Below are 22,038 nucleotides of genomic sequence, written 5' to 3' on the forward strand. Positions count from 1 at the left end.
ATGTAAAAGTATCAGAATAAATTCTACAAGAAACATCACCAAGCGTAGAAAAAAACTAAGCAAATTGTAGAAAATTTTCTACACTCAAAAAATTGTTTTATTCATAAAATTCAGTATCAGGACTTGTAAGCTTCATACAGTTTAATAAGATCAGCCAGATTACTTGTTTTCAGTTTTTTATGGATTCTTTTTTTATAAGTACTAATTGTAGACATTTGAATATCCATCTCATTTGAAATTTCCAGGTTTCCGTTTCCTTTTACCATGAGCATAAAAATTTCATATTCCCTTTCTGATAAACTCTTTACAGCATCCAGTGCGGACGGCTGCAATAGCTTATTGACAAATCCATTAGGATAATAATTTCCTTCTGAAAACATCTTCATGACTGCTTCAGAAATTGTATCTACTTTACTGAGTTTATTAATGTATCCATCTGCCCCTTCTTTGATATATTGTATGGCTATTTCCTCTTCATACGCCGAAAAAACAAGTATTTTCAAAGCAGGATCAAGCTGTTTGATTTCTGAGATCATTTTTTTGTTTCTGCTTTCAGGCATATTAATATCCAGAATAAGCAGATCAAATTTCTGTCTGGAAATTTTATCGAGGGCTTCAGGATAATCTGAAGCGGTATCTATCAGTACATCAGGAATGCGTGCTTCTAAAATGATAGCGGTTCCTGTTAATACAATATCATGATCATCTGCTATAAGGATCTTTTTAATCATTTTTTTGATTTTTTTATAATTAATTGGAAAGAAGTGCCTTTGTTCTCGTTTCTTCTGATTATAATTTTACTTTCCAGCATCTGGAGCAGCTGCAGGATGAGATGAAGTCCCATACCATATTTCTGCAATAGCAGCTTTTCATTTTCAATATTCTCCTGAAGTTTGGTATAATATTCAATTTTATGGTCGTCCATTCCGATTCCTGTATCTGTAATTTCCAGAATAACAGTTTCCGGCTCATCTGCCCCGGTGATTATAATCGTTCCGTTTCTTGTATATTTTACAGAATTATCCATTAGATTATGAATAATCACAGCAAGAATATTTTTACTGATTTTCACCATTAATTTTTCATCTACATTATTAACAATTGTCGTATTGTGATTGGCTGCAATCTCATCAAAAAGGATTTTCTTTTCCTGCACCAAATCACAGAAAGAATACAGCTCTGTTTCATCACTCCTGTATTCATTATAAATATCAGCATACTCTTTCAGTGTTTTTGTAAAATTGTACAGCTGGTTAGATGATTTGTAAATAGAATTAAGAATTCTTTCAGTACGGTAGGCATTCTTTTCATCATAGTCCAAGGCTTCTTTGCTGGTTAAAGCAATAAATTTCAATGGTGTGGTAATATCATGGGTAATTGTTCCGATGAGCTTTTTCTGCTGTTCAATTTCTTTTCCCAGCTTTATCTGAGTGATTTCCAGATTTTCTACAGTTTCTGAAAGAGTTTTGGTTCTTAAGCGGATAATTTCCTCCAGCTCACGGTTTTTCTTTTTATGAAAGCTCGTCCTCCATCTTACGGATACATACAGTAAAAGAAGAAAGATAAAAACAATCAGTAGTTTAAACCATAATGTCTGATAAAAAAAGGGAGGAATGATAATTTTAATTTTTTTGAAAACGTATTCCTGCTTATCAGAAACGAGCATCCTTACGATAAGAAAATGGGTGCCATGGCCAAGATTATTGAGTAAAAACTTCCGGTCTTTTCCTACAGACAGCCATTTATTGGTTCCATCGTCTTCCAGTTTTGCTTCAATGACAATATTATCAGGGTTTGCGTAGTAAGGGATATCGATAAACAGTTCAACCCGTCTGTTCTCCTGACTCAGTTTCAGGACATCTGTAAACAATCTTTCTTTATCATCAACGAGAACCCTTTCTATATACATCGCTTCAGGATAATAACTTTTAACTTTCAGCGGGTTAAAAAATACCAGTCCGCTTAATGAAGGCAAAACAAAATCTCCGTTTTTCAATTTGTTGCTATTGATATTACTTCCTCCATTAAACTCGTTGGTACTAAAGCCGGCTTCTTTTGAATATCTGTAATAGTTCAATTTAAAATTCCTGTTTTGCAGGTATTTTAAAAGTATGCTTTCTCTTATTTTATACAATCCATTATTGGTTGGAATCCAGAAGTAACCATTAGGATCTTCCATCAGGGTATGCGGTGATAAAAGATTGCCTTCAGAATCACCCGGCAGCTTTATAAGACGGTTGTTTCTTAAAAGATAAAAACCTTTTCCAAGCGTGGTTACCCATATATTTCCGTCTGCAGTAAGTACGATATCACGAACTGATAATTCATTTTTACCGTTTAAACTATAGATTTTGTTATGATTGACGGATATTTTATACAATCCTTTTATCGTACCAACCAGAATATCTCCTGCTTCTGTCAATACCATTTTGGTTGGTTCGTTGGCAAACAGGTATTTTTTCTTTAATGACTTAAAAGGCCAGTTTTCATAAATGCTTAGTGTGCCTGTGAACTCGGTATTCCCTTTTTTTTGTTTCACTGCCAGTACGTAATATTTCCCATTGGCAAAGAAGAAATCATTCAACGTGTCTTCTCCGGTGGAAATACTTTGAAAATCTGTAAAATCAGACTTTTTACTGTATACAAAAAGAGTTTGTTCTCTCCGGGTTACAATATTGCCTTGTCTGTCAAAATTTAAAAAATACGATATACTTTTATCGAAGTTTTTGCTTTTAACCAATCCATAGCGGTTGTAGATTTCCCCTGCAGGATTAATTACACACGAATCATTATAAGGCTGGATCGCATAAAAAACAGCTGATGATTTTGGGATGTTCTTTTTCGAAGAGGTAAAATCTGTTAAGCTCACTATTTTGAGCCCGTCTGTACTGCTTCCAAGGTAAAGTTTTTTATATTTTTCATCATAATAAATGCACATCAGATTACTTTCGTCTATATGATCCAGCCGGATCAGTTTTGATAATTTAAGCGTTCCGTTATTGTAGATACATCTGTAAAGGATATTATTATTCAGGACAAATCCTTGTCCATTGGTTCTGTTCCAGAAAATTTTGCTTCTGACATCCGCTACAATGGGCAGATCATAAGAACCGGTAATTTTCCCTTCTTCTATTTTTTTAACTTTTTTAGCATTCCGATCAATATAAAACAGAATATCTCCTATTGTAAAGGCATTTGGATCATTTTTAAAAAGCGGCTTCACGTCAAGTTTAACCTGTGATTTTGAAAGAAAATCTTCATAAACAAAGGAATTCTGTGTGATAAAATACCTTCCTTTTTTGAAGTCCATAAAAAAATAGACTCCCGGAGACGGACTGTAGCTGTAATTTGAAATACACAGATGATAGTTGATATTCTCCCTAACAATAATTGTTGGACATCTTTTTATGCTTTTTATTACTTTTGGAATTTTTTGATGGATTAAAACCGTTTTTCCATCATCTACCGCCGTAAAAATACTGTCCTTATCAGCATCACCATAAAAATAGGTAAACCGCTGGCTATTGAGTGGAAATTTTTTATGAACAAAAAAATTAAGCCCGTCATATCTTACAATTCCGTTTTCTGTAGTCAGCCAGATAAAACCATATTTATCTTTTATAATATCTTTTACACTATTCTGAGGCAGTCCGTTATCTGTATTGAAAAACTGCACCGTGTATTGTTGAGAATAAAACAAAAGAAAAGCAAACAGAAAACCAACCGTAAGAATATTTCTACACAAAACCAATCATTTTTACCAATAGTGTAAAGATAATTTATTTAAAACACTTTATTGCTAAAATATAAGACATTACCTATAAAGTAGGTATTTTTCATGCTAAATATTTCCACAGACCGTAAATGAAGTTCAAAGGTCCCTTGTCTGGTTGATATCGGTAATCGCAAAGCCTTATGTATTCAAAACTGTTGATCACAAATCGGCATTTCTGAATTTCAGAAGTATGTTTGGAAATAGGAATGATTTTAATAAGTTGCCCGATAAAGTATTTGCCGCATCAGAAAAGAAATAGTAAAAATTGGGCTATTGATCTCCGAAATAACGGAGGTGGAAACTCTATGCTTATTGATAAAATCTTGGAATATATTAAAGATCATCAAAAATAAATGCGGAGACTAATTGATAATCTCCCCATTATGGTTTTCCAGCTTTTCGCGGAATCTCTGAAGATCTTCAGGAGCTGGTCTGGTCCAATCTGTCACTTCTCCGATAATTTTCAAAGGCATTTCGGAACGATAAGAGCGGGTGGGATTTCCAGGAAATTTCTTATCGGTAACATTGGGATCATTCTCAAAATTTCCTGTTGGTTCTACAATATACACACGTTCTGTGCCCTCTCCTTTTGCTAATGCGGCGGCAAGTCCTGCTCCGTTTACCAAAGCGGTAAAATAGATATGATTCATTTTCAGGTCAGACTGATAATTGGAACTTCCGCCTGCTTTCAGTAAATCTCCTATTTTTAAATCTGCTTTTGTTCCGTGATAAAAAGGTCCTTTATCGGACGGATGGTTTTTTAACTGTAATGCCAGTTCCGCATTCTTTTTTGACATTTCTGTATCTCCCGACTTCTCCCAGCATTGAGCAATATTCTGATAAAGAGCGGGCAATGCACTTTTAACGGTATCATCATTAATTTTTAAAGCAAATTCTAAAGAAGTTTCAAGCCATTTCAACTGATCCTCAGTGGTTTTCTGGTTACGTGACAGATAATAAGCTGCCAGAAACTTTTCATGGTCATCCGTAGCTTCTTCCCAGGCTTGCAAAAATAATTCACCTGCTTTTTCAGGCATTCCTTTGTCTTCAAAATCCATTCCTTGCAGACAAAGCTTAATTACAGGATTAAAAGGAGAAAATTCCATGTTTAATTTTTTATTTCAAATCTAGTGTATTCTGTTGGAATTGCCGGGACAAAACATTAATCATAAAAAAGAGCTGTAACATATTGTATTACAGCTCTTTAGTGGAGAATACGGGATTCGAACCCGTGACCTTTTGACTGCCAGTCAAACGCGCTAGCCAACTGCGCCAATCCCCCGTATTTTTGTTTTTAAAGCGGTACAAAAGTAAGTATTTAAATGGTATTTGCAAATATTTTATCGTTTTTATTGAAATAAATTAGCTTTAATCTTCATAAAACTTGAATTGCCCATTGAATAACTACCAATTACCACTATTTTTGTCCGAAATTATATTACCTTATGCAGCTCTACACAGAAAGATTAGTTCTACGGGACATTACGATTGAGGATCAACAAGACATTTTCGACTACCGTTCCGATGCTGAAGCCAATAGATTTCAAGGCTGGATCCCTGAAACGCTGGAAGAGGTGGAAAATTTTATCCTGAGAAATACTAAAGAATTCAACCAGCCTGAAAGCTGGTATCAGCTGTTAATTACGGATAAAGAAACAAAAACGGTTATCGGAGATATCGGAGTTCATTTTACCGGAGATGAAAATGCACAGGTAGAACTGGGAATTACATTAAATACGTCTTTTCAGGGAAAAGGATATGCTTCTGAGGCTTTAAAAGGCATCATAAGTCACCTGTTTGATGATTTACATAAACACAGAATTACAGCGTCTGTGGATCCGGACAACACAGCTTCTATTCTATTGATGGAAAGAATCGGTTTACGAAAAGAAGGTCATTTTGTAAAAAGTCTGTTCTGGAAAAATAAATGGGTTGATGACGTTATTTATGCGATTCTTCGGGAAGAATGGCCTGCCAGATAAGAATACAACTCCTTTCCGGGGATCAATATCACCATCAACAGTTCCGGCCATCTATTTTTACAAAAGTAACAACAGAAATCAACTTACAGTACTGTATATTTTTCGTAAAATGGAGTGAGTTTTGTTCTTACGATAATTAAAGTGACTAAGTCATTGCATATTAAGCAGGATATGATCATTGTCCTGTACCATTCTTTAATTGTAACCGTAATCCAGTTATCATTTTCTACCAATGGATACCTCTCTTTTTTAAAATACATAATTACATGATCCTTCCTCTTTCCGTTGAGTGAAAATAAGTCTTTCATAATGTTTTTGTAATCTGGTTGCTCTTATTTTAGCAGGTGTTATGTTGGGCTTACTTCAGGCTTTAGTTTATTCCAAATATAGTGAAATAATTAAAACTTATTGTACAATATTCACCGTAAAGAATATTATTAACAAAATATTCACATAAAATACTTATTAAAAGAAATATTTTCTGAAACTTTAACTCAGAAAGAAAAGTCCAGATCATCTGCAGAAGGCCTGAAATTGGAATGCATAGCTGCGGTAAAATAATCGCAAAATATCTGATACACTGCAGAATCAGTATCGGTTGCCTGGATTCCCAACTGTGTATAAACAGTAAGGATCTGACGGGATAATTTTTGAACCAGCTCTACTCCATACTGATGAATCACGTGTTGTTTATCCTCCGGAATCTTTTTGTGATCACCGAGTATATTTTCTACTTCTCCGGCAATTTGCAATACTTTTTCCAAATGCTTTTCAACAGACTCTGCGAAACTTTTGAAATGGATCTCAGGACGAATATATTCTGCTTCTTCAATAAAATGAGAAGCCATTCCCAAATAGTTGACCAACAGTGTCAAGTCTGCAAAAATCCGAAAAGGAATAGTGTCCAGAATATCATTGGTGAAAAAAGTATCGTAAACAAAACTATAATCTTCATTAACGAGAACATTTTCAACAGTGAATGAATAGGTGCCACTGGCCTTCATTCCCATAGATTTCCAGTTGGGAATAACCTCAGCGTGTTCTTTCGAAATAATAAATGATCGAATTATTCCATTGCCATGACCATCCATTAAAGGTTTTCCATTTTCTGTAATTTTGGCATTCAATGTAAAATGCGTCAGATGAGGTGCTCCTGTTGCGAAATTCCATGAACCGTTGATCAGATAAGTGCTGTCATCCTGTTTTTCTGCCGTCCCGCCAACCATTCCGCTTCCTCCAAAGCAGGTTTCAGAATGAGTGAAGAGTAATTGAGCAATTTCAGACTTGATATTTCTCGAAAAGTAATTGGCACCGGCACAAAGTGTCATCATCCAGCCGAAACTTCCATCGGTTTCAGCCCAGCCAAATAAGGCTTTAAGCCCCTCTTCAAAACGGTAGCCGAGTCCGCCATATTTTTGGGGAACCCAGATCTTAAGCAGTCCTTCCTCATGAATATGCTGCATTACTTTATCAGAAATTACAGAGGCGCCCTGAAGTTCTTGCCTGATCTCTTTAATACTCAGCATTAGCTTTGGATTTAATGATTTTCTGCCATTCTATATATCCGGAAATGGCCACTAAAAATAAAAACGATGTTAAAACAGCATAGAGATATAATTCTTTATGAATCATTAGCGGGATTGAAATAAGATTACTGACATTCAGTATTACCCAGTTTTCAATTTTTCTTCTAGCCATCAGCCACATTCCCGCCCAGGCAAAGGCGCTCACCAGAGAATCCCAGACCGGAACATCCGAGTCGGTAAAATGAGTCAGGAAGAACCAGAATAAGATAAAAGTTCCCAGAACAATTCCTCCGGTAATCCATTTTTCTGCAGTTGAGGTAACAGAGATTTCCATTTCGGATCTTTGTTTCCCGAATTTCCAGTACAGCCATCCGTAGATGCTCATGATCAGATAATAAAGGTTTAAGGTAAATTCAGCGTACAGCTTGGAAGTAAGCATCACATACAGCGTAAGCAGAATACCTGCAATTCCGAAAAGATAGTTGTTGACATTGTTTTTACGGGCCAGTAAAACCTGGATTACTGAAAATAATACTCCGAACCATTCCGGTAAGGTAATTTGTTTTAAAATGTCCTGCATCATATTAATTATTAGAAATCAAATGATGAGATGATCAGTAAGCAATCCCTACGCCGGCATTATCCGGATCAGGTGTGGAAATACATTCCTGGGTATCATCTCAGCCACCGTTATCTGTAGCACCCCATTGTTGGGCAAAGGTGCAGCTTTTTGTTGAAAAAAGAAAGGACTTTAGCCTATTATTTTTGAGATATGATCAGGATTATAAAGAGTCCGTCAGGTAAGTTTTAATTTTATAGCTCACTTTAAAAATTATATTATGGATCATCAGCAGGAAATATCAGTACTTAATGACTTACTACACATTACCAACGACAGAAAGGAAGGCTTTGAAAAAGTTGAGGGAAAAGTCTGGGAAATGTATCCGGATGTAAAAGATGAGTACGAACATATGATTTCGCAGTCGAAAATCATGAAAAATGAACTGATCAACCTCATCACAGAAAAGCAAGGTACTCCGGAGGACTCAACGTCCATGGCAGGAGCTGTTCACAGAACATGGATTGACATTAAAAATTCTTTTACCATGGGAAACCTGATAGAATCTACATTAGAAAATGTAGTGTTTGGCGAAAAAGCAGCTATTGAAGCCTATCAAAATGCCCTGGACACAGGTGAGCTCAGCCCAAAAAGTACTGAGATTGTGTCTGAACAGCTTCGCATCCTTAAAGATTCTTACAGACAGTTTAAGAAAATTGAAGAATATAAAAAGAAAGAATAATCAAAAAACTCCTCTTAAAAAGAGGAGCTTACTATAATCAAGAACAAAATAATATTTAATCAATTCAAAATTATTAAATATTGTATGCTCATACTTATGATGCAGGTCATAAAAACTCAATATTATTTGACTGCATTTTTAGCTTTTTCCGATTCCTGCAAATGATGTTCAAGTGTCGGAAGGGTTTTCGCTGCGAAAGATTTTAATGAGGCTTCTGTTCCTTCTGACGCCTCTTTTTTGAATGCTTCCACATCTTCTTTATGATCACTGACCATTAGATCTGTATATTTTTTGTCAAAGTCTTTACCTTTCTTAGCTTTCAGGTCATCATACATCTTCTGCTTTTCGGCATCCAGACTTGTGGGTAAGGTATACCCTATTCCTGATGCCCAATTCTTAAGCTCGTCATTCGCTTTGGAATGATCGGTTACCATCATTGCTCCCAAAGATTTTACCACTGAGTTTTCAGCGTTTGTTGTGGCCAGTTTTCCCATCATTACTTCCATCAGTCCTCCTATGGCTGCAGCATCTGCAAACTTTTTGTCCTGATCACTGAGAGTACTTTTCTGATCTTTGGTGTCTGACATTTTGGTGGAGTCGCTTACCGTCATCCCGGATTCTGCAGGGGCAGACATTGTGGTACTTTCCTCAGATTGGCTCGTGGTTGTCGGTTCGTTTTTTTTGCAGGCCGTTAAAGCAGCTAATGCAAAAATTGTTACTACAAGATTTTTCATAATAATAAATTTTAAGTGGTGATATTAATGAAGTCAAACAATGACTTTGTTTATAAATGCAACAATTTATCTGCCAAAAACCGATTACAACACTTCTAACCTAATCATAAAACATTATGAATAAATATCTTACAACTTGTTAACCAACCGGAATGTAAGATTAATACGCTCCTTCATAGCGGTTAGAGACTTGGCAATACGATGTTCCCAGTTTTCCTGAAGGTCTCCTTTCATAATCAATAATGATCCGTGAGGAAGAGGCAGGCTGTATTTACTCTGATGATGGTCTTTTTTCCTGAAATCAAAATTTCTGGTCTGCCCCAGACTTACTGATGCAATCACCGGACGTTTCCCATATCTGCTTTCCTTATCCCGATGCCAGGCAACAGAATCGTTATGATCTCTGTAAAGGTTTAATAATACGGAATTGAACTGATACCCAAATGTTTCTTCTATTCTTTGTTTTAAAGAAAACAGTTCGGGTGTCCAATGATGGGCATCCAGTTCATTGTCTGCAGGATAGGCATTTTTCTCATCTCCATACCAGGCGGTTAAGCGTGGTGTCAGCACCATTTTATCATACATTTTCTGGGTACGTTGTTTCCACGGAGCTGTTTCAAGCAGATGAATTTTAAGATGGTCAGCTTCTTCCTGATTCAGGAAATGTTCTCTGTATTCCAGAAGGTCTTTTGGAAATTCGTACAGATCTGCTGAGTCGAACAGGCTAAGTTGGGTCATTTTTAAACTTTATAAATGGCAGAATACAGTTTTCTTTTACAGTATAACAGTTTTGTTATTCAATTACGGTTCATTATAAAAAACCAAATTGATACAAATCATATCCACAAATATACTAAAACAGATACAAAATTAACCAAGATAAAAATGCTGCATTTTAAACCTTTCCGGATTTCAATAAAAAGGAGACCTGAAAAAATCGGTCTCCTCTTTTATAAAGATTGTATTTACATTGCTTTGCTGTTAAGATTGGTATCAGCAACTTTTGTAAGCAGTTCATCACATTTTTTTTCCTCTTCCAGTGTACTTAAAAGATTTTTAAGACAATCCTCTTCTTTTAATACTTTAGCGAATGCAGCAAGTGTACCATATGTGGCGATTTCATAATGTTCAACTTTTTGTGCTGCTGCAATAATTCCTGCATCTCTTACAGCTCCGGGTTCTGTTTCTTCCATAATGCTCTTTCCTTCATCCAGTAATCCCTGCATAGCATCGCATTTCTTTGCCTGGGCTTTTTTCCCTAATGCTTTAAAACATTCTTCCAGTCTTTCCACATGGCCTTCCGTTTCTGTGATGTGCTTATCGATGCCTTGTTTAAGCTTTTCACTGGTTGCATTTTTCATCATTGCCGGCAGCGCTTTCAGCAGTGCTTTTTCAGCCCAGTAAATATCTTTCAGCGCATCTTCAAAAAGATCTTCCAAACTTTTGGCTGCATTTTTTTTAGCCGGAGTTTTTGCTTTTGCTGTTGTTGCTTTTTTGGCTGGTGTTTTTTTGGTTGCCGTTTTAGTTTCCATATTATAATAATTTAGTGATTGATTGGTGGTAAATCTGCAACTATAAGACCATTTTTGTCCAAAATACTGAGATGTGGTATCTAAAATTACAGGAGCTTATATGGTAAGTTAAAATTAGAATAGCTGTTCGCAGAGAATAAAAGGCCTGAAAATTTGCCAATCATTACGGTGTTTGTTTTTTTACCCATATACTTACCGAACCCGAATTTACAGTAAACACCGCTTTCCCGTCTTTATCCGTATAAATTTCTTCATGACGGTTCTTTAAAAAATCGGTATAAACCGAATCCGCATGTTCTTTTCCCAATTCTATTTCTTTATAACCTTCTTCGCTATTAGACATGATTACAATGCATCCCGGATGTTTTTCATCTCCTTTCCGTACAAAAGCCACGCAGTTGGGATGATCAAAATAATCGATCTGCTCACCATATGCAAAAAGCTTTCTTGCTTCAAGCAGACCCGGAAGCTCTTCAACCTTCGGCATGATGATATGCACTTCCTGCTCATCCTTTATATCGATATAATCTGCACCAAAAAGGTCGGGATAAAATATGCAGGGATAAGCTTCATCGGTAAGAAGAATAATAGCATAAGCCAAGGGTTTGAACCAGTCTTTCACCGCAGATTCAAGAGCCTGAAGCTGCTGTGTATCGTGATTTTCAACAAAAGAAACTGAGAATACCGGTTTCTTCTCCAGGAAGCTTCCTTTTAAAATCCGGCTCATATCATAATCTTTACCATCCTGTGATGCTTTAAAGAAATTATAATGCAGCGGAGCATCAAAACAAGAGATAAGATCAGACATTTTATCGGAAAAATACTCAATTTTTTCTGCCTCGTCTTTCCAGAATTCGCCTAAAACAAAACATTCAGGATTTACTTCTGTTTTAATATAGGAGATCCAGTCTTTCAAAAAGTCGGAGGAGATATGTTTTAAGGCATCCAATCTGATACCGTCTACTTTCGTTGTTTCCATATACCATCTGATCCAGTTTTTCATTTCCTCCACAACATAAGGATTACGGTACTCTATGTCAGCTCCCATCAGATAATCATAATTACCGAACTGATGACTTACGGCATCTGTCCACTCCTCACCATATTCATTATGGATTTTAAAAACCCCCTTCATCTCCTCACCTTCTCTGATCACATAGTCAATACCGCTGAAACAGTGGCAGTCCCATATAAAGTCCGAATACACTCCTTTTCTTCCCGGAAAAGTAAATTTCGTATAAGCCGAAACCTCCATATTTTCTGAGATTCTTTCATTACGGTTTTCTTCATTCAGCTGATGTACCATAATCTTTTCTTCTTCATCTCCACCCATCCTGTGGTTTAAAACAATATCTGCATACACAGACATTCCCGCTTCATGCGCTTTCTCTATAGCCATTAAATATTCAGCTTTCGTCCCATATCGTGTTGGTATACTTCCTTTCTGATCAAATTCTCCCAAATCATAAAGGTCATATACATCATAGCCACGCCCTTCCCTATTGAGACTGCATTTATTGGCAGGAGGAAACCAGACGGCAGTAAACCCCAAATCTCTTAAATATTCTGCTTTTTCAGCAAACTCATTCCATAGGTTTCCGGGATGATACCAATGGAAAAACTGAATAATAACTCCATTCATATCCGTTAAGATTAACCGTTAACAATTAAACCTCCATTAGGATGAAGAACCTGTCCCGTTATCTGTGATGAAGCATCTGTGGCAAGAAATAGAAAACTTGCTGCCACTTCTTCGGTAGAAGCATTACGTTCTAGCGGCGGTTTATTCTGATCTTCATCTTCTTCTCCGAATGTTTTTTCCGTAAGCGGCGTGGCCACCGGTCCGGGTGCAACAGCATTCACTCTTATTCCTTTAGGTTTAGCCTGTAATGCCAGTGAACGGGTGAACGAAACGATGGCTCCTTTGGTTGCTGAATAATCCAGTAATTCTTCATGTCCCAGATAGGCAGTAGCTGAAGTAGTATTGATAATAGAATCCCCTTGTTTTAAATAAGGAAATACAATCTTTGTGAGCAGGATCATTCCAATAATGTTGGAATCGAAAGTTTTGCGGATATCCTCTTCTTTAAGATTTTCTATACTTTCACAAGGAATCTGGGTTCCGGCATTATTAATCAGGATATCTATTCCGCCCAGTTTGGAAACGACTTCATTAACAACAGATTCGCAAAATTTGCTGTTATTAATATCTCCTTCAAACGAAAGGACTTTTCTTCCTGTTTTTTTTATTTCATCCACTGTCTTCATGGCATCTTTGGCATCATGATAGTGTATGAAGGCAATATCAGCTCCTTCCTGAGCAAATAAAAGAGCGATGGCTTTACCAATTCCGCTGTCTGCTCCTGTAATAAGGACAGATTTATTTTTCAGTTGTAAATCTTTCATAGGTAGTTTATTATTGAAATAGGTTTATTCTTTGTTTTTCCGGTTCTTATCCAGTTCCAGCTTAAAGCATCCCAGAATGAATTCACTGTAATAGAGCTGGGCATTAACAGGTTTGGTTCTGGAGTGCAGATCTAATTTCTCTGAAAGAACCACTTTTCCTTTGTGAGCAATGGCAAAGTAAGCGAAGAGCTTCCCTTCTGATTCTTCCACCGGAGTGGCATATCCTGTTACTCCAATAGACCAGTCGGTTTTGTAGAGTTTACCTGCCTGCAACGCCATTGTCTCAGCAATATGAGGAGATACAGAGTTATATTGTCTTGCTTCCATAGCATCTACATCAAGAAGGTTTACCTTTTCTTCTAAAGTATACGCTGTCATGCCGCCTTTAAAAAATTGGGAGGCATCCTTCATCTGGGAAAACGAAAACTGTAAAAATCCGGCTGTAACACTTTCAGCCGTTGAAACAGTTTCCTGTCCGGAAAGAAGATATTCACCGATACGTTTAAACAGTTTCTCCAATTCTATGACGAAATGCACCAGGGATTTCACTGACAATGAATCAGCGTGGGCAATTTGAGAAGATTTTAAAATCATGCTATATATATTATAATAGTATTAAGACTATTTTTGCACGGGATCCTGTGAATGTTCTTTTTCTTGAGATAGTTGTCCAAGTTTCTCATAATATTTGTGAAGCTTGTCCAGTTCTTCTTCCGTCAGATCTTCAATATCCACCAGTCTGTTACTGGCTTTTTCGTAGGAGGCTATCAATTCGTTGAGTTTTATCTGAATAGCCTTAGAGTCTTTATTCTGAGTTTTCTGAATCAGAAATACCATTAGAAAAGTTACAATTGTGGTTCCCGTATTGATAACAAGCTGCCAGGTTTCAGAATAATTGAAAAGAGGTCCACATACAGCCCAGACAATAACCAGTAAACTTGCTGTAATAAAAGCACCCGGACTTCCGGTTATACAGACAACACGATCTGAAAACCTTTCAAAAAAATTTTTTTTCATAAATAACACGATTTTGAATAAAATGGTAATACAAGTTATCAAAACAACAGTATAAAAATTATGACTCAAGTCACCTATGCCTTTTATGACTTAGCTATTATTATAGTATATTTTCCAACAATATTGAGTTTTGTTTAAAAATGTGGAGAACCGCATAATTATTTTTACCCGTTAAAAACAAGCCATTCTTTTATCATTTTCTATTATAACAAACTGTAAACTAAATATGTAGAATAATTAACACATTGCAAAAAGTGAGAAATAAAGCATATTCCAACAACTGAATAAAATCACTTCGTTAAGATTTAATACTTAATTAAAAAATAATTATCCATCTTTGCAGCCTTAAAAATCAAACACGCTAGTTTATTTCATGAGCATTACTTTTAAAAAGCGACTTATTATAGCGCTTGTATTACCTACGGCCGCCATATATTATGGGCAGAGTACGAAGGATTCTTTAGAGAAATCCAAATCTATTGATGAGGTTATGTTGGTAGGTAGAAACCTTTCCCAAACAGCCAAAGAGAGAAAAACACCTGTTGCGGTTTCCAACATTAAGGCTGCAGAAATTCAGGAGAAACTGGGAAACAGAGAATTCCCTGAAATTATGAAGTCTACTCCATCCGTTTACGTAACGAAAGTAGGTGGAGGATTCGGAGACAGCAGAATCAACATGAGAGGTTTTGACGGAGCTAACATTGCGGTAATCATCAACGGACAGCCGGTGAATGACATGCAGGGAGGTACCGTGTATTGGTCCAACTGGACCGGTTTGGCTGATATTGCCAGCAATATTCAGATTCAGAGAGGATTGGGTGCTTCTAAATTTGTAGTACCTTCTGTTGGAGGAACGATCAATATTGTTACCAAAGCTACCGATTCCGAGCAAAAAGCAATGGTGAAAGGAGAAGTTGGAAACGATAACTACTCCAGAATTTCTGCCATGTACTCTTCAGGGTTAAAAAACAAGTGGGGAACAACCGTATTGCTTTCCCGCTGGCAAGGTGACGGATATATCAACGGAACAAAAGGAGAAGGTTATTCATGGTTTTTCTCAACAGGATTTAAGCCTAATGACAAACATGCATTCAATTTAATTGCAACCGGAGCACCACAGGTACACGATACGAGAAGGTCTTCTGCAACCGGAGCCAATGTTGCCACTTTACAGCAATTTGGAACTTACGGAAGAAGATATAACCCTCAAACAGGAATGCTGAATGGTTCTCAATTCAATTTAGCTCCTAATTTCTATCATAAGCCTATCGCCTCTTTGAACTGGGACTGGACCATGAATGACAACCTGAAGTTATCTACAGTGGTTTACGGCTCATGGGGACGCGGTGGCGGCGGTACCGGACTTAACGGTTCTATCAAAAACGCTGCAGGACAAACCATGAATTTCATGAATTATGGTGCAGGAGGAGACGGTACCATCAACTGGGATATGATTTACCGTTATAACAGAGGCGGTATGGTGACGGATTATAATGGAAATAGCTTCCAGAAATCTACTTTTACGGCTCCTGTAGGCTCTCCTGGTGATTATAACGGACAATATGTATCTACTCTGAACGGAACCACTGGTATCGTAAGAAAGCAGAGTATCAATGCTCATGACTGGTATGGCGTAATTGCAGACCTTAATTACAAAAAGAACAACTGGACTTTCAACGGAGGTATTGATCTTAAAACGTACAAAGGAGCTTTGTATGACATTGTAACTGATATGTTAGGATCTGATGCGCTATTTGTTCCTACTACAGCCAATGCTCCAAAAGGATATTATATTAATCAAACTGTAAAACCGGAGCCGCTTACCAAGCTTAAAGATGCTCAGAAAGTATCCATACACAACGAAGGTCTTGTAAAATGGGCAGGGATCTACGGTATGGTTGAATACAGCTCTGAAAAGCTAAGTGCATCCGTTCAGGGATCTGTTTCCGAGCAATATTACAAGAGAAGAGACTATATGCTATATACTCCTGGAAATCAGGAGACAAAATGGTATCATAAAACAGGTTATATTGTAAAAGGAGGTGCCAACTATAATATTGACGACCACCACAATGTATTTTTCAATACAGGAGTTATCTCAAGACAGCCTTTATTCAATGCATTATTCCCGTCTAACCAGAATATCTATAATGATGCTAAGAATGAAAGAATCTTCTCTGTGGAATTAGGATATGGTTTCAAATCGCGTTATATAGATGTGAACATCAATGCTTACAGAACGCAGTGGGATGACAGATTTATCTCAAGAACATTCAATGCTACAGCGGCAGATGTTGCTAAATTCCCTCAGCTTAACCTTGGAAGTGCATATTTCTACAATGCTCTGAACGTAGGTCAGCTCCACCAGGGAATCGAATTGGAAGCAAAAGCCAGACCTTTTACGAATCTAAGATTAAGAGGAATGGTATCAATGGGTAACTGGAAATATAAAGGAAACGCTAACTTCAATATTCTTGATGTTCAGAGCAATCAGGAAATAGCAGGAGCAACCGGAATGATCAATATCAAAGACCTAAAGGTTGGAGATGCGGCCCAGACAACAGCAAGCATCGGAGCTGATTACAATATTACCAAAGCTTTCAGTATCGATGCCAACTGGGAATATTATGACAAGCTTTATGCTCAGTTCAACCCGATCAACTTCCTTACTGAAGCGGCAAGAGAAAAAGGAATTGTAAAATTGCCAAGCTATCATTTATTTGATGTAGGAGCTTCTTACAAATTCACGCTTGATGCGAAAAAATCTTTGACATTGAGAGCGAACATATACAACTTATTCAACAAATATTATATTTCTGAATTAAGCTCCAATATCTTTGCAGGCGATAAAATTGCCAATGGCCCGGATGCCGGAAAAACATATCAGGAAGCTGGCAGAGTGTATCAGGGTGTTGCAGACGGTAATACAGGATTCCTTGGTTTCGGAAGAACCTGGTCTGTTGCAGCGACTTTGAGATTCTAATACAATATCGTTTCAATAATGAAACTATTAAACAGGCTGTTCCTTTTTGGATCAGCCTGTCTTTATATCTATTAATCATCAATAAAAAATTAAAAATTTTTTGGCTTCTTATTCTGAGCAGCCTGTTTTGCGATTTCGTCAACACGTTTTTTTCTTGTTTCAGGTCTTTTGGCCAACACAATCCATTGAAGCAGCATTTTTTTATGGACTTGCTCAAGCTTTGAAAATAGGCTTCAGAGCCTTCATGAATTTTAAATGCTTCATTCAGATCTTCCGGAATTATCAGGTCTTCCACACTGTCTAAAATAGTCCAGGAGCCGTTTTCTTTGGCAATTCTGATGGTTTCAAATCCCGCTTTCATCATCAGATTATTTTTGATCAGCTTCTGAACCTTCTCTTTATTGATTTTAGACCATGTACTCTTCGGCTTGCGTCTGCTGAATAACTGCATAAACGAGCCTTCATCAATAGTCTTTCTTGTGCTGTCAATCCAGCCAAAACAAAGCGCTTCATCTACCAGTTCGCTCCAGGAAACATTGGGTAAATTGGATTTTCTGGTATTGCAGATCAGCCATACCGATTGTTCTGTATGATGATTCTCTTCCAGCCATTGCCGCCATTCTGCCCTGGTATTAACATTGAAAGTTTGTTTCTCTGCAATTTTTCCCATAGCTTTTATTTTATTGATGATGTAAAATTAAAATACTTTAGTGACAATAGTTTGTCAGTATTAAATATTTAATTTCATAATACGCAAACTTATCTTCAAGAAATAAATTATAAATTAGGCAAAATAAATCATTAAAAAACATTCTATTTTTTTCACTTGGATATGGACAGAGAAACTATAGATTATATGATCAGATATTTTAGCAAATTAATGACCAAGGATGAAGCTTTAGCACTGAATCATCATATGTATACTTTGAAGAGCTCTGAAAATACACGTATGAGAAATATAATGATTGAGCGAGGCTGGATAAATTCTGATCCTGAAGTCATACAACTATTAGAACATGGATATGAAGTTTTTGAACAAAATGTTGTAACCCGGATCATGAAAGAAACTCCTGAAAAAGTTTTTTTCAACAATTGTCCTAAATGCCACAAACTAGCCCGTACTCCACGTGCAAAGCAATGCAGATATTGTGGATATAACTGGCATCATTTAACGGTTGCTCAATTTCAACTCAATAATACATTTCAAGTTACAGGAAGAAATTTTTTCTTAATAGGAAAAATTGAAGAAGGTAAAATAAAAGAAGGACAAAGAATAGATTTAAGAATATTGGGTCTTAATAAAAAGCCTAAAATTCAATCCATTGAATTTGCCCTTACACGTCAAGGCGGAAAAGCGTGGGAAGATATTGCACTGGGCATAGATGAGCTAACTGCAGAAGATAAAGAATATTTAAAAAATATCATGCCTGTCAGAGATCCACTTGACATCATAATAGAATAAATTATTTTTTCGAGTTCTTCACCTGCAGTGCTCTCTGATAAAAGGACTGATTGGCAATTTTCTCTTCGGCTTCATCAATGCCAGTCAGCAGATTATTTTTATTGTCTGCAATATCACCTAAAATCTGGGACATCAGTTCCCAAACGGGTTTCATTTTTTCAATGAGCTCCTGCCCTTTTGAAGTGAGTTTAAAAAGCCTTTTGCGCTCGTCCTGTTTATCTTTTTCCCATTGGATCAACTCCTGCTTTTCAAGTTCTTTGAGCAGTGTTATGGTGGATGGATGGGTATATCCTATTTCATTGGCTATTTCAACAACACTTGCCATTTCTTTTTTATAAATGGTGAAAATAACCGGAAACCACTTCAGTTCAAAATCAATTCCGAATGCTTTATAGATGAGTGCTCCGTCTTTCCTCAATTGTTCACTGAGGCGGTGTAGCCTTGTGGATATGGCAAGAATTCCTGCTTCGTTGATTACATTCATATTCAGTCGAGATTTAAGTGGTAAAAAACATCATCGGCACTCATTAAAGGAAATTTCGCAGGAAGATTGCTTTTTTCAATCTTTACAAAATGATTCCTTTCATAGAAACGCCGGGCTGCTTTCAGTACCGTTATGGTTCCCAGATATAGATCATCAATTCTGTTTTCACGGCAGAAAGAAATTAAAACTTCCAGTAATTCTTGCGCAATATTCAGTTCTTTTCCTCTGAATTCCTTTTTAACAAACATTTTCCTGATGGCTCCTGCCCTTTCGTCAAATTTAACCAAAGCGATAGAACCTACCAGCTCACCATCTGCAAAAGCACCCCAAAAGTTACCTCCGGCTGCTGTGTAAAAACTTTCTATCTGCAAAAGGTCAGGCTGATCTTCTATGGTAATCGGAATATTAAACTCTTTCTGCTGGATCGTCAAAATCAAATCAATGGCTTGTTCCGAATAAGAATTTCCTATGGGTTGTATTTCTAATTTCATAGTGTTCACCTTTTAAAGCACAAAACTACGTAGTTGAATACATAAATACAAATCAATTCTACTTTTTAAAAAATTTTAACACTAAATTTTCAAAACCGGAATTTCTACATGATGATATTTATGTAATTTTCTCAAAAAATTAATACCATTCAAAACTTTACTTTAACAATGAAAATAGAAAACATAAAACCTTTTAACGGACAGCATTGTGAAACGACCGCTACGGGAACATTATTACAACAAATCGGGATCGACCTTTCCGAACCAATGCTTTTCGGATTGGGTGAAGGGCTGGGCTTTATCTATTGGAACATGAAAACAATGGACTTCCCTTTCATTGGAGGAAGGATAAAACCTGACCTGCTCACTCAAAATTTAGCCAGAAATCTGAATCTGGAATTAACCATAAAGGAAACTTCTTCACAACAAAAGGCCTGGGATCAGGTAAAAGAACTTCTCGATGACGGACAGGCAGTAGGATTGAAAATGGATTGCTATCATCTGGAATATTTCTCAAATCCTTTCCATTTTGCAGGACATTATGCCGCCATTTATGGTTATGATGATGAAAATGCTTTCCTGATTGATACCAGACAACAAGGCGGACAAGTACAAACATCTTTAAAAAGTCTGGCTATGGCCCGTTCTGAAAAAGGCCCGATGGCTTCCAAAAATATGTATTATACCCTCAGGAACACAGACAGAAAATTTGATCTGGAAAAAGCCATATCCGCCGCAATCAGGAATAATGCGGCCGAATACCTAAATCCACCCATTACCAATATTTCTTACAAAGGGATTTTAAAAACAAGTACTGAAATTGTCAAATGGTTCAATACAAGTAAAGATATTGAAGGAGAATTTAAGCAAGCGGCTTTACTAATGGAAAAAGCAGGAACCGGAGGTGCATTGTTCAGAAATTTATACCGTGATTTTTTGAAAGAAAGCTATGAACTCCTTCAGCTTGATCCTTTAAAATCAGGCTATGAAGCCTTCACTGAAATTGCCGGACTCTGGACAAATGTGTCTCAGCTGTTTGAAAAAGTAAACCAGACAAAGGAAATTCAATATATTCATCAGGCTTCGGATATTTTAAAAGAGATATCTGGAAAAGAAAAAAGAACTATGGAGATATTGACAACTTTATAGCTGGAAAAGAAACGGGTACTCCTGTTATAATAAATTCACAAAATAATGAATAATATTAACACCCATCAACAAATCGATAAATAAAAACATACAAACACATAAAAAAAGCTAAAATAATATATTATTCATAAATTATATCGCAATTATATGAAAATAATTTATATTTTTATATAATAAATTTTAAATAATACAATGATGAAAAATCTAAAATTAATTGCAATCGCATTAGGGATGCTATCTCTGTCTTCATGTAACAGAAATGAAGAAGAACAAAATACTCAGCAGCCTAAGCAGGAAAATCAGGCAATGCGTTCCTTAGGAGCAATCCTGGTAGATGACAAAACTTACAGTTCATTTGCTAAAGCTGATATAGATGCATTAACTATAAAATTTAAGGGCAAATCGGCAGAAACGCTTATAGCTTCTATTCCATCAAGTTATACCATACCCAACACTCCTCCAATAGTAAATCAGGGACAGGAAGGTTCATGCGTTGCATTTGCTACAGCTTATGCTGCTGCAAGTATTCTGGAATATAATTTTAAAGGGATAACAACCCCAAGAAGCCCTGAGTACGTATATAATCAGATAAAGATAAATGGCTGCGCTAATGGAACTTATGCATCCAGTGGATTAAATTTAATAAAAGATCAGGGAGTTTGCAGCTGGGATGAAATGCCCTACACAGATGTAGAGTGCTCTACACAGCCCAATGCAACACAAAAAAGTGCAGCAAGTACTCATAAATTTACAACCTGGGCTACTGTAGATAAGACCAATATCACCAATGTAAAGACACTTTTAAGCATGAATTTACCAATAATTATTACGGTGACGGTAGATGGAAGCTTTGATAGTTTAAGCTCGGCAAACAATTGGATATGGAAAAGTCATTCTGGTGCTGTAAGAGGAGGACATGCCATTTGTGTAGTGGGTTATGACGATGCTAAACAAGCTTTTAAAGTACAAAATTCCTGGGGTACCACATGGGGAAACAATGGATTTTTCTGGATAGACTATGCATTTTTTGCCAAGGCTAGAAAAGGAGCTATAAATGAATCTTATGTAGCCTATATTCAATAAAAATTAACTTTGAGTAAGTCTCCTATGTTTGTATTGTCAGATATAGGAGACAGTCTCATTTTTATACTTTTAAAACCTGATCATTTATTTTTTACAAATAATAACAACACTGG

The 22,038-nt window shown here is 36.5% G+C and carries 20 protein-coding genes, 1 tRNA gene and 1 pseudogene; 6 read left to right on the forward strand and 16 right to left on the reverse strand.

Features of this window, described 5'->3' with window-relative positions; genetic code table 11:
• Nucleotides 1-116: 116 nt before the first annotated feature.
• The 4 genes from ACLI50_RS04240 to ACLI50_RS04255 form a co-directional block, all read right to left on the reverse strand.
• Nucleotides 117-731, reverse strand: a complete 615-nt coding sequence (locus tag ACLI50_RS04240; protein ID WP_343641082.1) for a response regulator transcription factor — start codon at nucleotides 729-731, stop codon at nucleotides 117-119.
• A complete protein-coding gene (locus ACLI50_RS04245; RefSeq protein WP_411413228.1) occupies nucleotides 728-3,745 on the reverse strand; it encodes a sensor histidine kinase in 3,018 nt (1,005 codons plus the stop codon). Before ACLI50_RS04245 ends, ACLI50_RS04240 begins: the two co-directional genes overlap by 4 nt.
• A gap of 392 nt (nucleotides 3,746-4,137) precedes the next feature.
• Nucleotides 4,138-4,572: an NAD(+)--rifampin ADP-ribosyltransferase gene (gene arr / locus ACLI50_RS04250; protein WP_411413318.1), complete on the reverse strand. Its 435-nt coding sequence runs from the start codon at nucleotides 4,570-4,572 to the stop codon at nucleotides 4,138-4,140.
• Nucleotides 4,573-4,983: 411 nt separating this feature from the next.
• Nucleotides 4,984-5,057: transfer RNA gene (locus ACLI50_RS04255), tRNA-Ala, on the reverse strand.
• A 163-nt stretch (nucleotides 5,058-5,220) separates the two neighbouring features.
• Here ACLI50_RS04255 and ACLI50_RS04260 point away from each other — a divergent pair.
• Nucleotides 5,221-5,757, forward strand: coding sequence for a GNAT family N-acetyltransferase (locus ACLI50_RS04260; protein ID WP_411413229.1), 537 nt, complete (start codon nucleotides 5,221-5,223; stop codon nucleotides 5,755-5,757).
• Nucleotides 5,758-6,251: 494 nt separating this feature from the next.
• Here ACLI50_RS04260 and ACLI50_RS04265 read toward each other — a convergent pair whose 3' ends face one another.
• Both ACLI50_RS04265 and pnuC read right to left on the reverse strand, forming a co-directional pair.
• Nucleotides 6,252-7,283, reverse strand: coding sequence for an acyl-CoA dehydrogenase family protein (locus ACLI50_RS04265; protein ID WP_411413230.1), 1,032 nt, complete (start codon nucleotides 7,281-7,283; stop codon nucleotides 6,252-6,254).
• A complete protein-coding gene (gene pnuC / locus ACLI50_RS04270) occupies nucleotides 7,270-7,866 on the reverse strand; it encodes a nicotinamide riboside transporter PnuC (protein WP_411413231.1) in 597 nt (198 codons plus the stop codon). The genes ACLI50_RS04265 and pnuC overlap by 14 nt, the downstream gene beginning before the upstream one ends.
• A gap of 256 nt (nucleotides 7,867-8,122) precedes the next feature.
• On the opposite strand from pnuC, the gene ACLI50_RS04275 reads away from it, so the two are divergent.
• Nucleotides 8,123-8,584 carry a PA2169 family four-helix-bundle protein gene (locus ACLI50_RS04275; protein ID WP_202842374.1) on the forward strand — a complete coding sequence of 154 codons (462 nt, stop codon included), beginning with the start codon at nucleotides 8,123-8,125 and terminating at the stop codon, nucleotides 8,582-8,584.
• Nucleotides 8,585-8,706: 122 nt separating this feature from the next.
• On the opposite strand, the gene ACLI50_RS04280 is transcribed toward ACLI50_RS04275, so the two are convergent.
• The 7 genes from ACLI50_RS04280 to ACLI50_RS04310 form a co-directional block, all read right to left on the reverse strand.
• Nucleotides 8,707-9,318 carry a DUF4142 domain-containing protein gene (locus tag ACLI50_RS04280; protein ID WP_411413232.1) on the reverse strand — a complete coding sequence of 204 codons (612 nt, stop codon included), beginning with the start codon at nucleotides 9,316-9,318 and terminating at the stop codon, nucleotides 8,707-8,709.
• A 129-nt stretch (nucleotides 9,319-9,447) separates the two neighbouring features.
• Nucleotides 9,448-10,056: an alpha-ketoglutarate-dependent dioxygenase AlkB family protein gene (locus ACLI50_RS04285; protein ID WP_411413233.1), complete on the reverse strand. Its 609-nt coding sequence runs from the start codon at nucleotides 10,054-10,056 to the stop codon at nucleotides 9,448-9,450.
• A gap of 227 nt (nucleotides 10,057-10,283) precedes the next feature.
• Nucleotides 10,284-10,850 carry a YciE/YciF ferroxidase family protein gene (locus ACLI50_RS04290; protein ID WP_395973476.1) on the reverse strand — a complete coding sequence of 189 codons (567 nt, stop codon included), beginning with the start codon at nucleotides 10,848-10,850 and terminating at the stop codon, nucleotides 10,284-10,286.
• 163 nt (nucleotides 10,851-11,013) lie between these two features.
• Nucleotides 11,014-12,492 (reverse strand): alpha-amylase, encoded by a 1,479-nt coding sequence (locus ACLI50_RS04295; RefSeq protein WP_411413234.1) that lies wholly within the window; start codon nucleotides 12,490-12,492, stop codon nucleotides 11,014-11,016.
• 11 nt (nucleotides 12,493-12,503) lie between these two features.
• On the reverse strand, nucleotides 12,504-13,256 hold the full coding sequence (locus tag ACLI50_RS04300) for an SDR family oxidoreductase (protein WP_411413235.1): 753 nt from the start codon (nucleotides 13,254-13,256) through the stop codon (nucleotides 12,504-12,506).
• A 24-nt stretch (nucleotides 13,257-13,280) separates the two neighbouring features.
• Nucleotides 13,281-13,850, reverse strand: a complete 570-nt coding sequence (locus tag ACLI50_RS04305) for a CinA family protein (RefSeq protein WP_411413236.1) — start codon at nucleotides 13,848-13,850, stop codon at nucleotides 13,281-13,283.
• Nucleotides 13,851-13,877: 27 nt separating this feature from the next.
• Nucleotides 13,878-14,273: a low affinity iron permease family protein gene (locus ACLI50_RS04310; RefSeq protein ID WP_395973470.1), complete on the reverse strand. Its 396-nt coding sequence runs from the start codon at nucleotides 14,271-14,273 to the stop codon at nucleotides 13,878-13,880.
• Between the two features lie 373 nt (nucleotides 14,274-14,646).
• Between ACLI50_RS04310 and ACLI50_RS04315 the strand changes: the two genes are divergently transcribed.
• The gene (locus tag ACLI50_RS04315; protein WP_395973468.1) at nucleotides 14,647-17,256 is read left to right on the forward strand and encodes a TonB-dependent receptor; all 2,610 of its coding nucleotides are present in this window, start codon (nucleotides 14,647-14,649) and stop codon (nucleotides 17,254-17,256) included.
• A 403-nt stretch (nucleotides 17,257-17,659) separates the two neighbouring features.
• Here the strand turns inward: ACLI50_RS04315 and ACLI50_RS22675 are convergent.
• Nucleotides 17,660-17,926: pseudogene (locus tag ACLI50_RS22675) on the reverse strand (YdeI/OmpD-associated family protein); the annotation flags it as partial.
• A 162-nt stretch (nucleotides 17,927-18,088) separates the two neighbouring features.
• Here ACLI50_RS22675 and ACLI50_RS04325 point away from each other — a divergent pair.
• Nucleotides 18,089-18,718, forward strand: a complete 630-nt coding sequence (locus ACLI50_RS04325) for a hypothetical protein (protein ID WP_411413238.1) — start codon at nucleotides 18,089-18,091, stop codon at nucleotides 18,716-18,718.
• Nucleotide 18,719: 1 nt separating this feature from the next.
• On the opposite strand, the gene ACLI50_RS04330 is transcribed toward ACLI50_RS04325, so the two are convergent.
• Both ACLI50_RS04330 and ACLI50_RS04335 read right to left on the reverse strand, forming a co-directional pair.
• Nucleotides 18,720-19,202, reverse strand: coding sequence for a MarR family winged helix-turn-helix transcriptional regulator (locus ACLI50_RS04330; RefSeq protein WP_411413239.1), 483 nt, complete (start codon nucleotides 19,200-19,202; stop codon nucleotides 18,720-18,722).
• Nucleotides 19,203-19,204: 2 nt separating this feature from the next.
• Nucleotides 19,205-19,693, reverse strand: a complete 489-nt coding sequence (locus ACLI50_RS04335; RefSeq protein ID WP_395973460.1) for a GNAT family N-acetyltransferase — start codon at nucleotides 19,691-19,693, stop codon at nucleotides 19,205-19,207.
• A 168-nt stretch (nucleotides 19,694-19,861) separates the two neighbouring features.
• Here ACLI50_RS04335 and ACLI50_RS04340 point away from each other — a divergent pair, with 168 nt between their 5' ends.
• Nucleotides 19,862-20,842, forward strand: a complete 981-nt coding sequence (locus ACLI50_RS04340) for a BtrH N-terminal domain-containing protein (RefSeq protein ID WP_343641043.1) — start codon at nucleotides 19,862-19,864, stop codon at nucleotides 20,840-20,842.
• Nucleotides 20,843-21,034: 192 nt separating this feature from the next.
• Complete coding sequence (locus ACLI50_RS04345; protein WP_395973456.1) at nucleotides 21,035-21,925, forward strand: C1 family peptidase; 891 nt, start codon at nucleotides 21,035-21,037, stop codon at nucleotides 21,923-21,925.
• Nucleotides 21,926-22,038: the final 113 nt, after the last annotated feature.

Origin of the sequence: Chryseobacterium cupriresistens (assembly GCF_046614675.1) — a bacterium.
GTDB lineage: Bacteria > Bacteroidota > Bacteroidia > Flavobacteriales > Weeksellaceae > Chryseobacterium > Chryseobacterium cupriresistens.

Excerpts from the sequence above, each read along its gene's own strand:
- ACLI50_RS04280 (WP_411413232.1), bottom strand. The coding sequence starts at position 9,318 with ATGAAAAATCTTGTAGTAACAATTTTTGCATTAGCTGCTTTAACGGCC.
- ACLI50_RS04260 (WP_411413229.1), top strand. The coding sequence starts at position 5,221 with ATGCAGCTCTACACAGAAAGATTAGTTCTACGGGACATTACGATTGAG.
- ACLI50_RS04300 (WP_411413235.1), bottom strand. The coding sequence starts at position 13,256 with ATGAAAGATTTACAACTGAAAAATAAATCTGTCCTTATTACAGGAGCA.
- ACLI50_RS04265 (WP_411413230.1), bottom strand. The coding sequence starts at position 7,283 with ATGCTGAGTATTAAAGAGATCAGGCAAGAACTTCAGGGCGCCTCTGTA.
- pnuC (WP_411413231.1), bottom strand. The coding sequence starts at position 7,866 with ATGATGCAGGACATTTTAAAACAAATTACCTTACCGGAATGGTTCGGA.
- ACLI50_RS04330 (WP_411413239.1), bottom strand. The coding sequence starts at position 19,202 with ATGAATGTAATCAACGAAGCAGGAATTCTTGCCATATCCACAAGGCTA.
- ACLI50_RS04335 (WP_395973460.1), bottom strand. The coding sequence starts at position 19,693 with ATGAAATTAGAAATACAACCCATAGGAAATTCTTATTCGGAACAAGCC.
- arr (WP_411413318.1), bottom strand. The coding sequence starts at position 4,572 with ATGTCAAAAAAGAATGCGGAACTGGCATTACAGTTAAAAAACCATCCG.
- ACLI50_RS04290 (WP_395973476.1), bottom strand. The coding sequence starts at position 10,850 with ATGGAAACTAAAACGGCAACCAAAAAAACACCAGCCAAAAAAGCAACA.
- ACLI50_RS04325 (WP_411413238.1), top strand. The coding sequence starts at position 18,089 with ATGGACAGAGAAACTATAGATTATATGATCAGATATTTTAGCAAATTA.
- ACLI50_RS04240 (WP_343641082.1), bottom strand. The coding sequence starts at position 731 with ATGATTAAAAAGATCCTTATAGCAGATGATCATGATATTGTATTAACA.
- ACLI50_RS04345 (WP_395973456.1), top strand. The coding sequence starts at position 21,035 with ATGATGAAAAATCTAAAATTAATTGCAATCGCATTAGGGATGCTATCT.
- ACLI50_RS04340 (WP_343641043.1), top strand. The coding sequence starts at position 19,862 with ATGAAAATAGAAAACATAAAACCTTTTAACGGACAGCATTGTGAAACG.
- ACLI50_RS04305 (WP_411413236.1), bottom strand. The coding sequence starts at position 13,850 with ATGATTTTAAAATCTTCTCAAATTGCCCACGCTGATTCATTGTCAGTG.
- ACLI50_RS04285 (WP_411413233.1), bottom strand. The coding sequence starts at position 10,056 with ATGACCCAACTTAGCCTGTTCGACTCAGCAGATCTGTACGAATTTCCA.
- ACLI50_RS04275 (WP_202842374.1), top strand. The coding sequence starts at position 8,123 with ATGGATCATCAGCAGGAAATATCAGTACTTAATGACTTACTACACATT.
- ACLI50_RS04295 (WP_411413234.1), bottom strand. The coding sequence starts at position 12,492 with ATGAATGGAGTTATTATTCAGTTTTTCCATTGGTATCATCCCGGAAAC.
- ACLI50_RS04315 (WP_395973468.1), top strand. The coding sequence starts at position 14,647 with ATGAGCATTACTTTTAAAAAGCGACTTATTATAGCGCTTGTATTACCT.
- ACLI50_RS04310 (WP_395973470.1), bottom strand. The coding sequence starts at position 14,273 with ATGAAAAAAAATTTTTTTGAAAGGTTTTCAGATCGTGTTGTCTGTATA.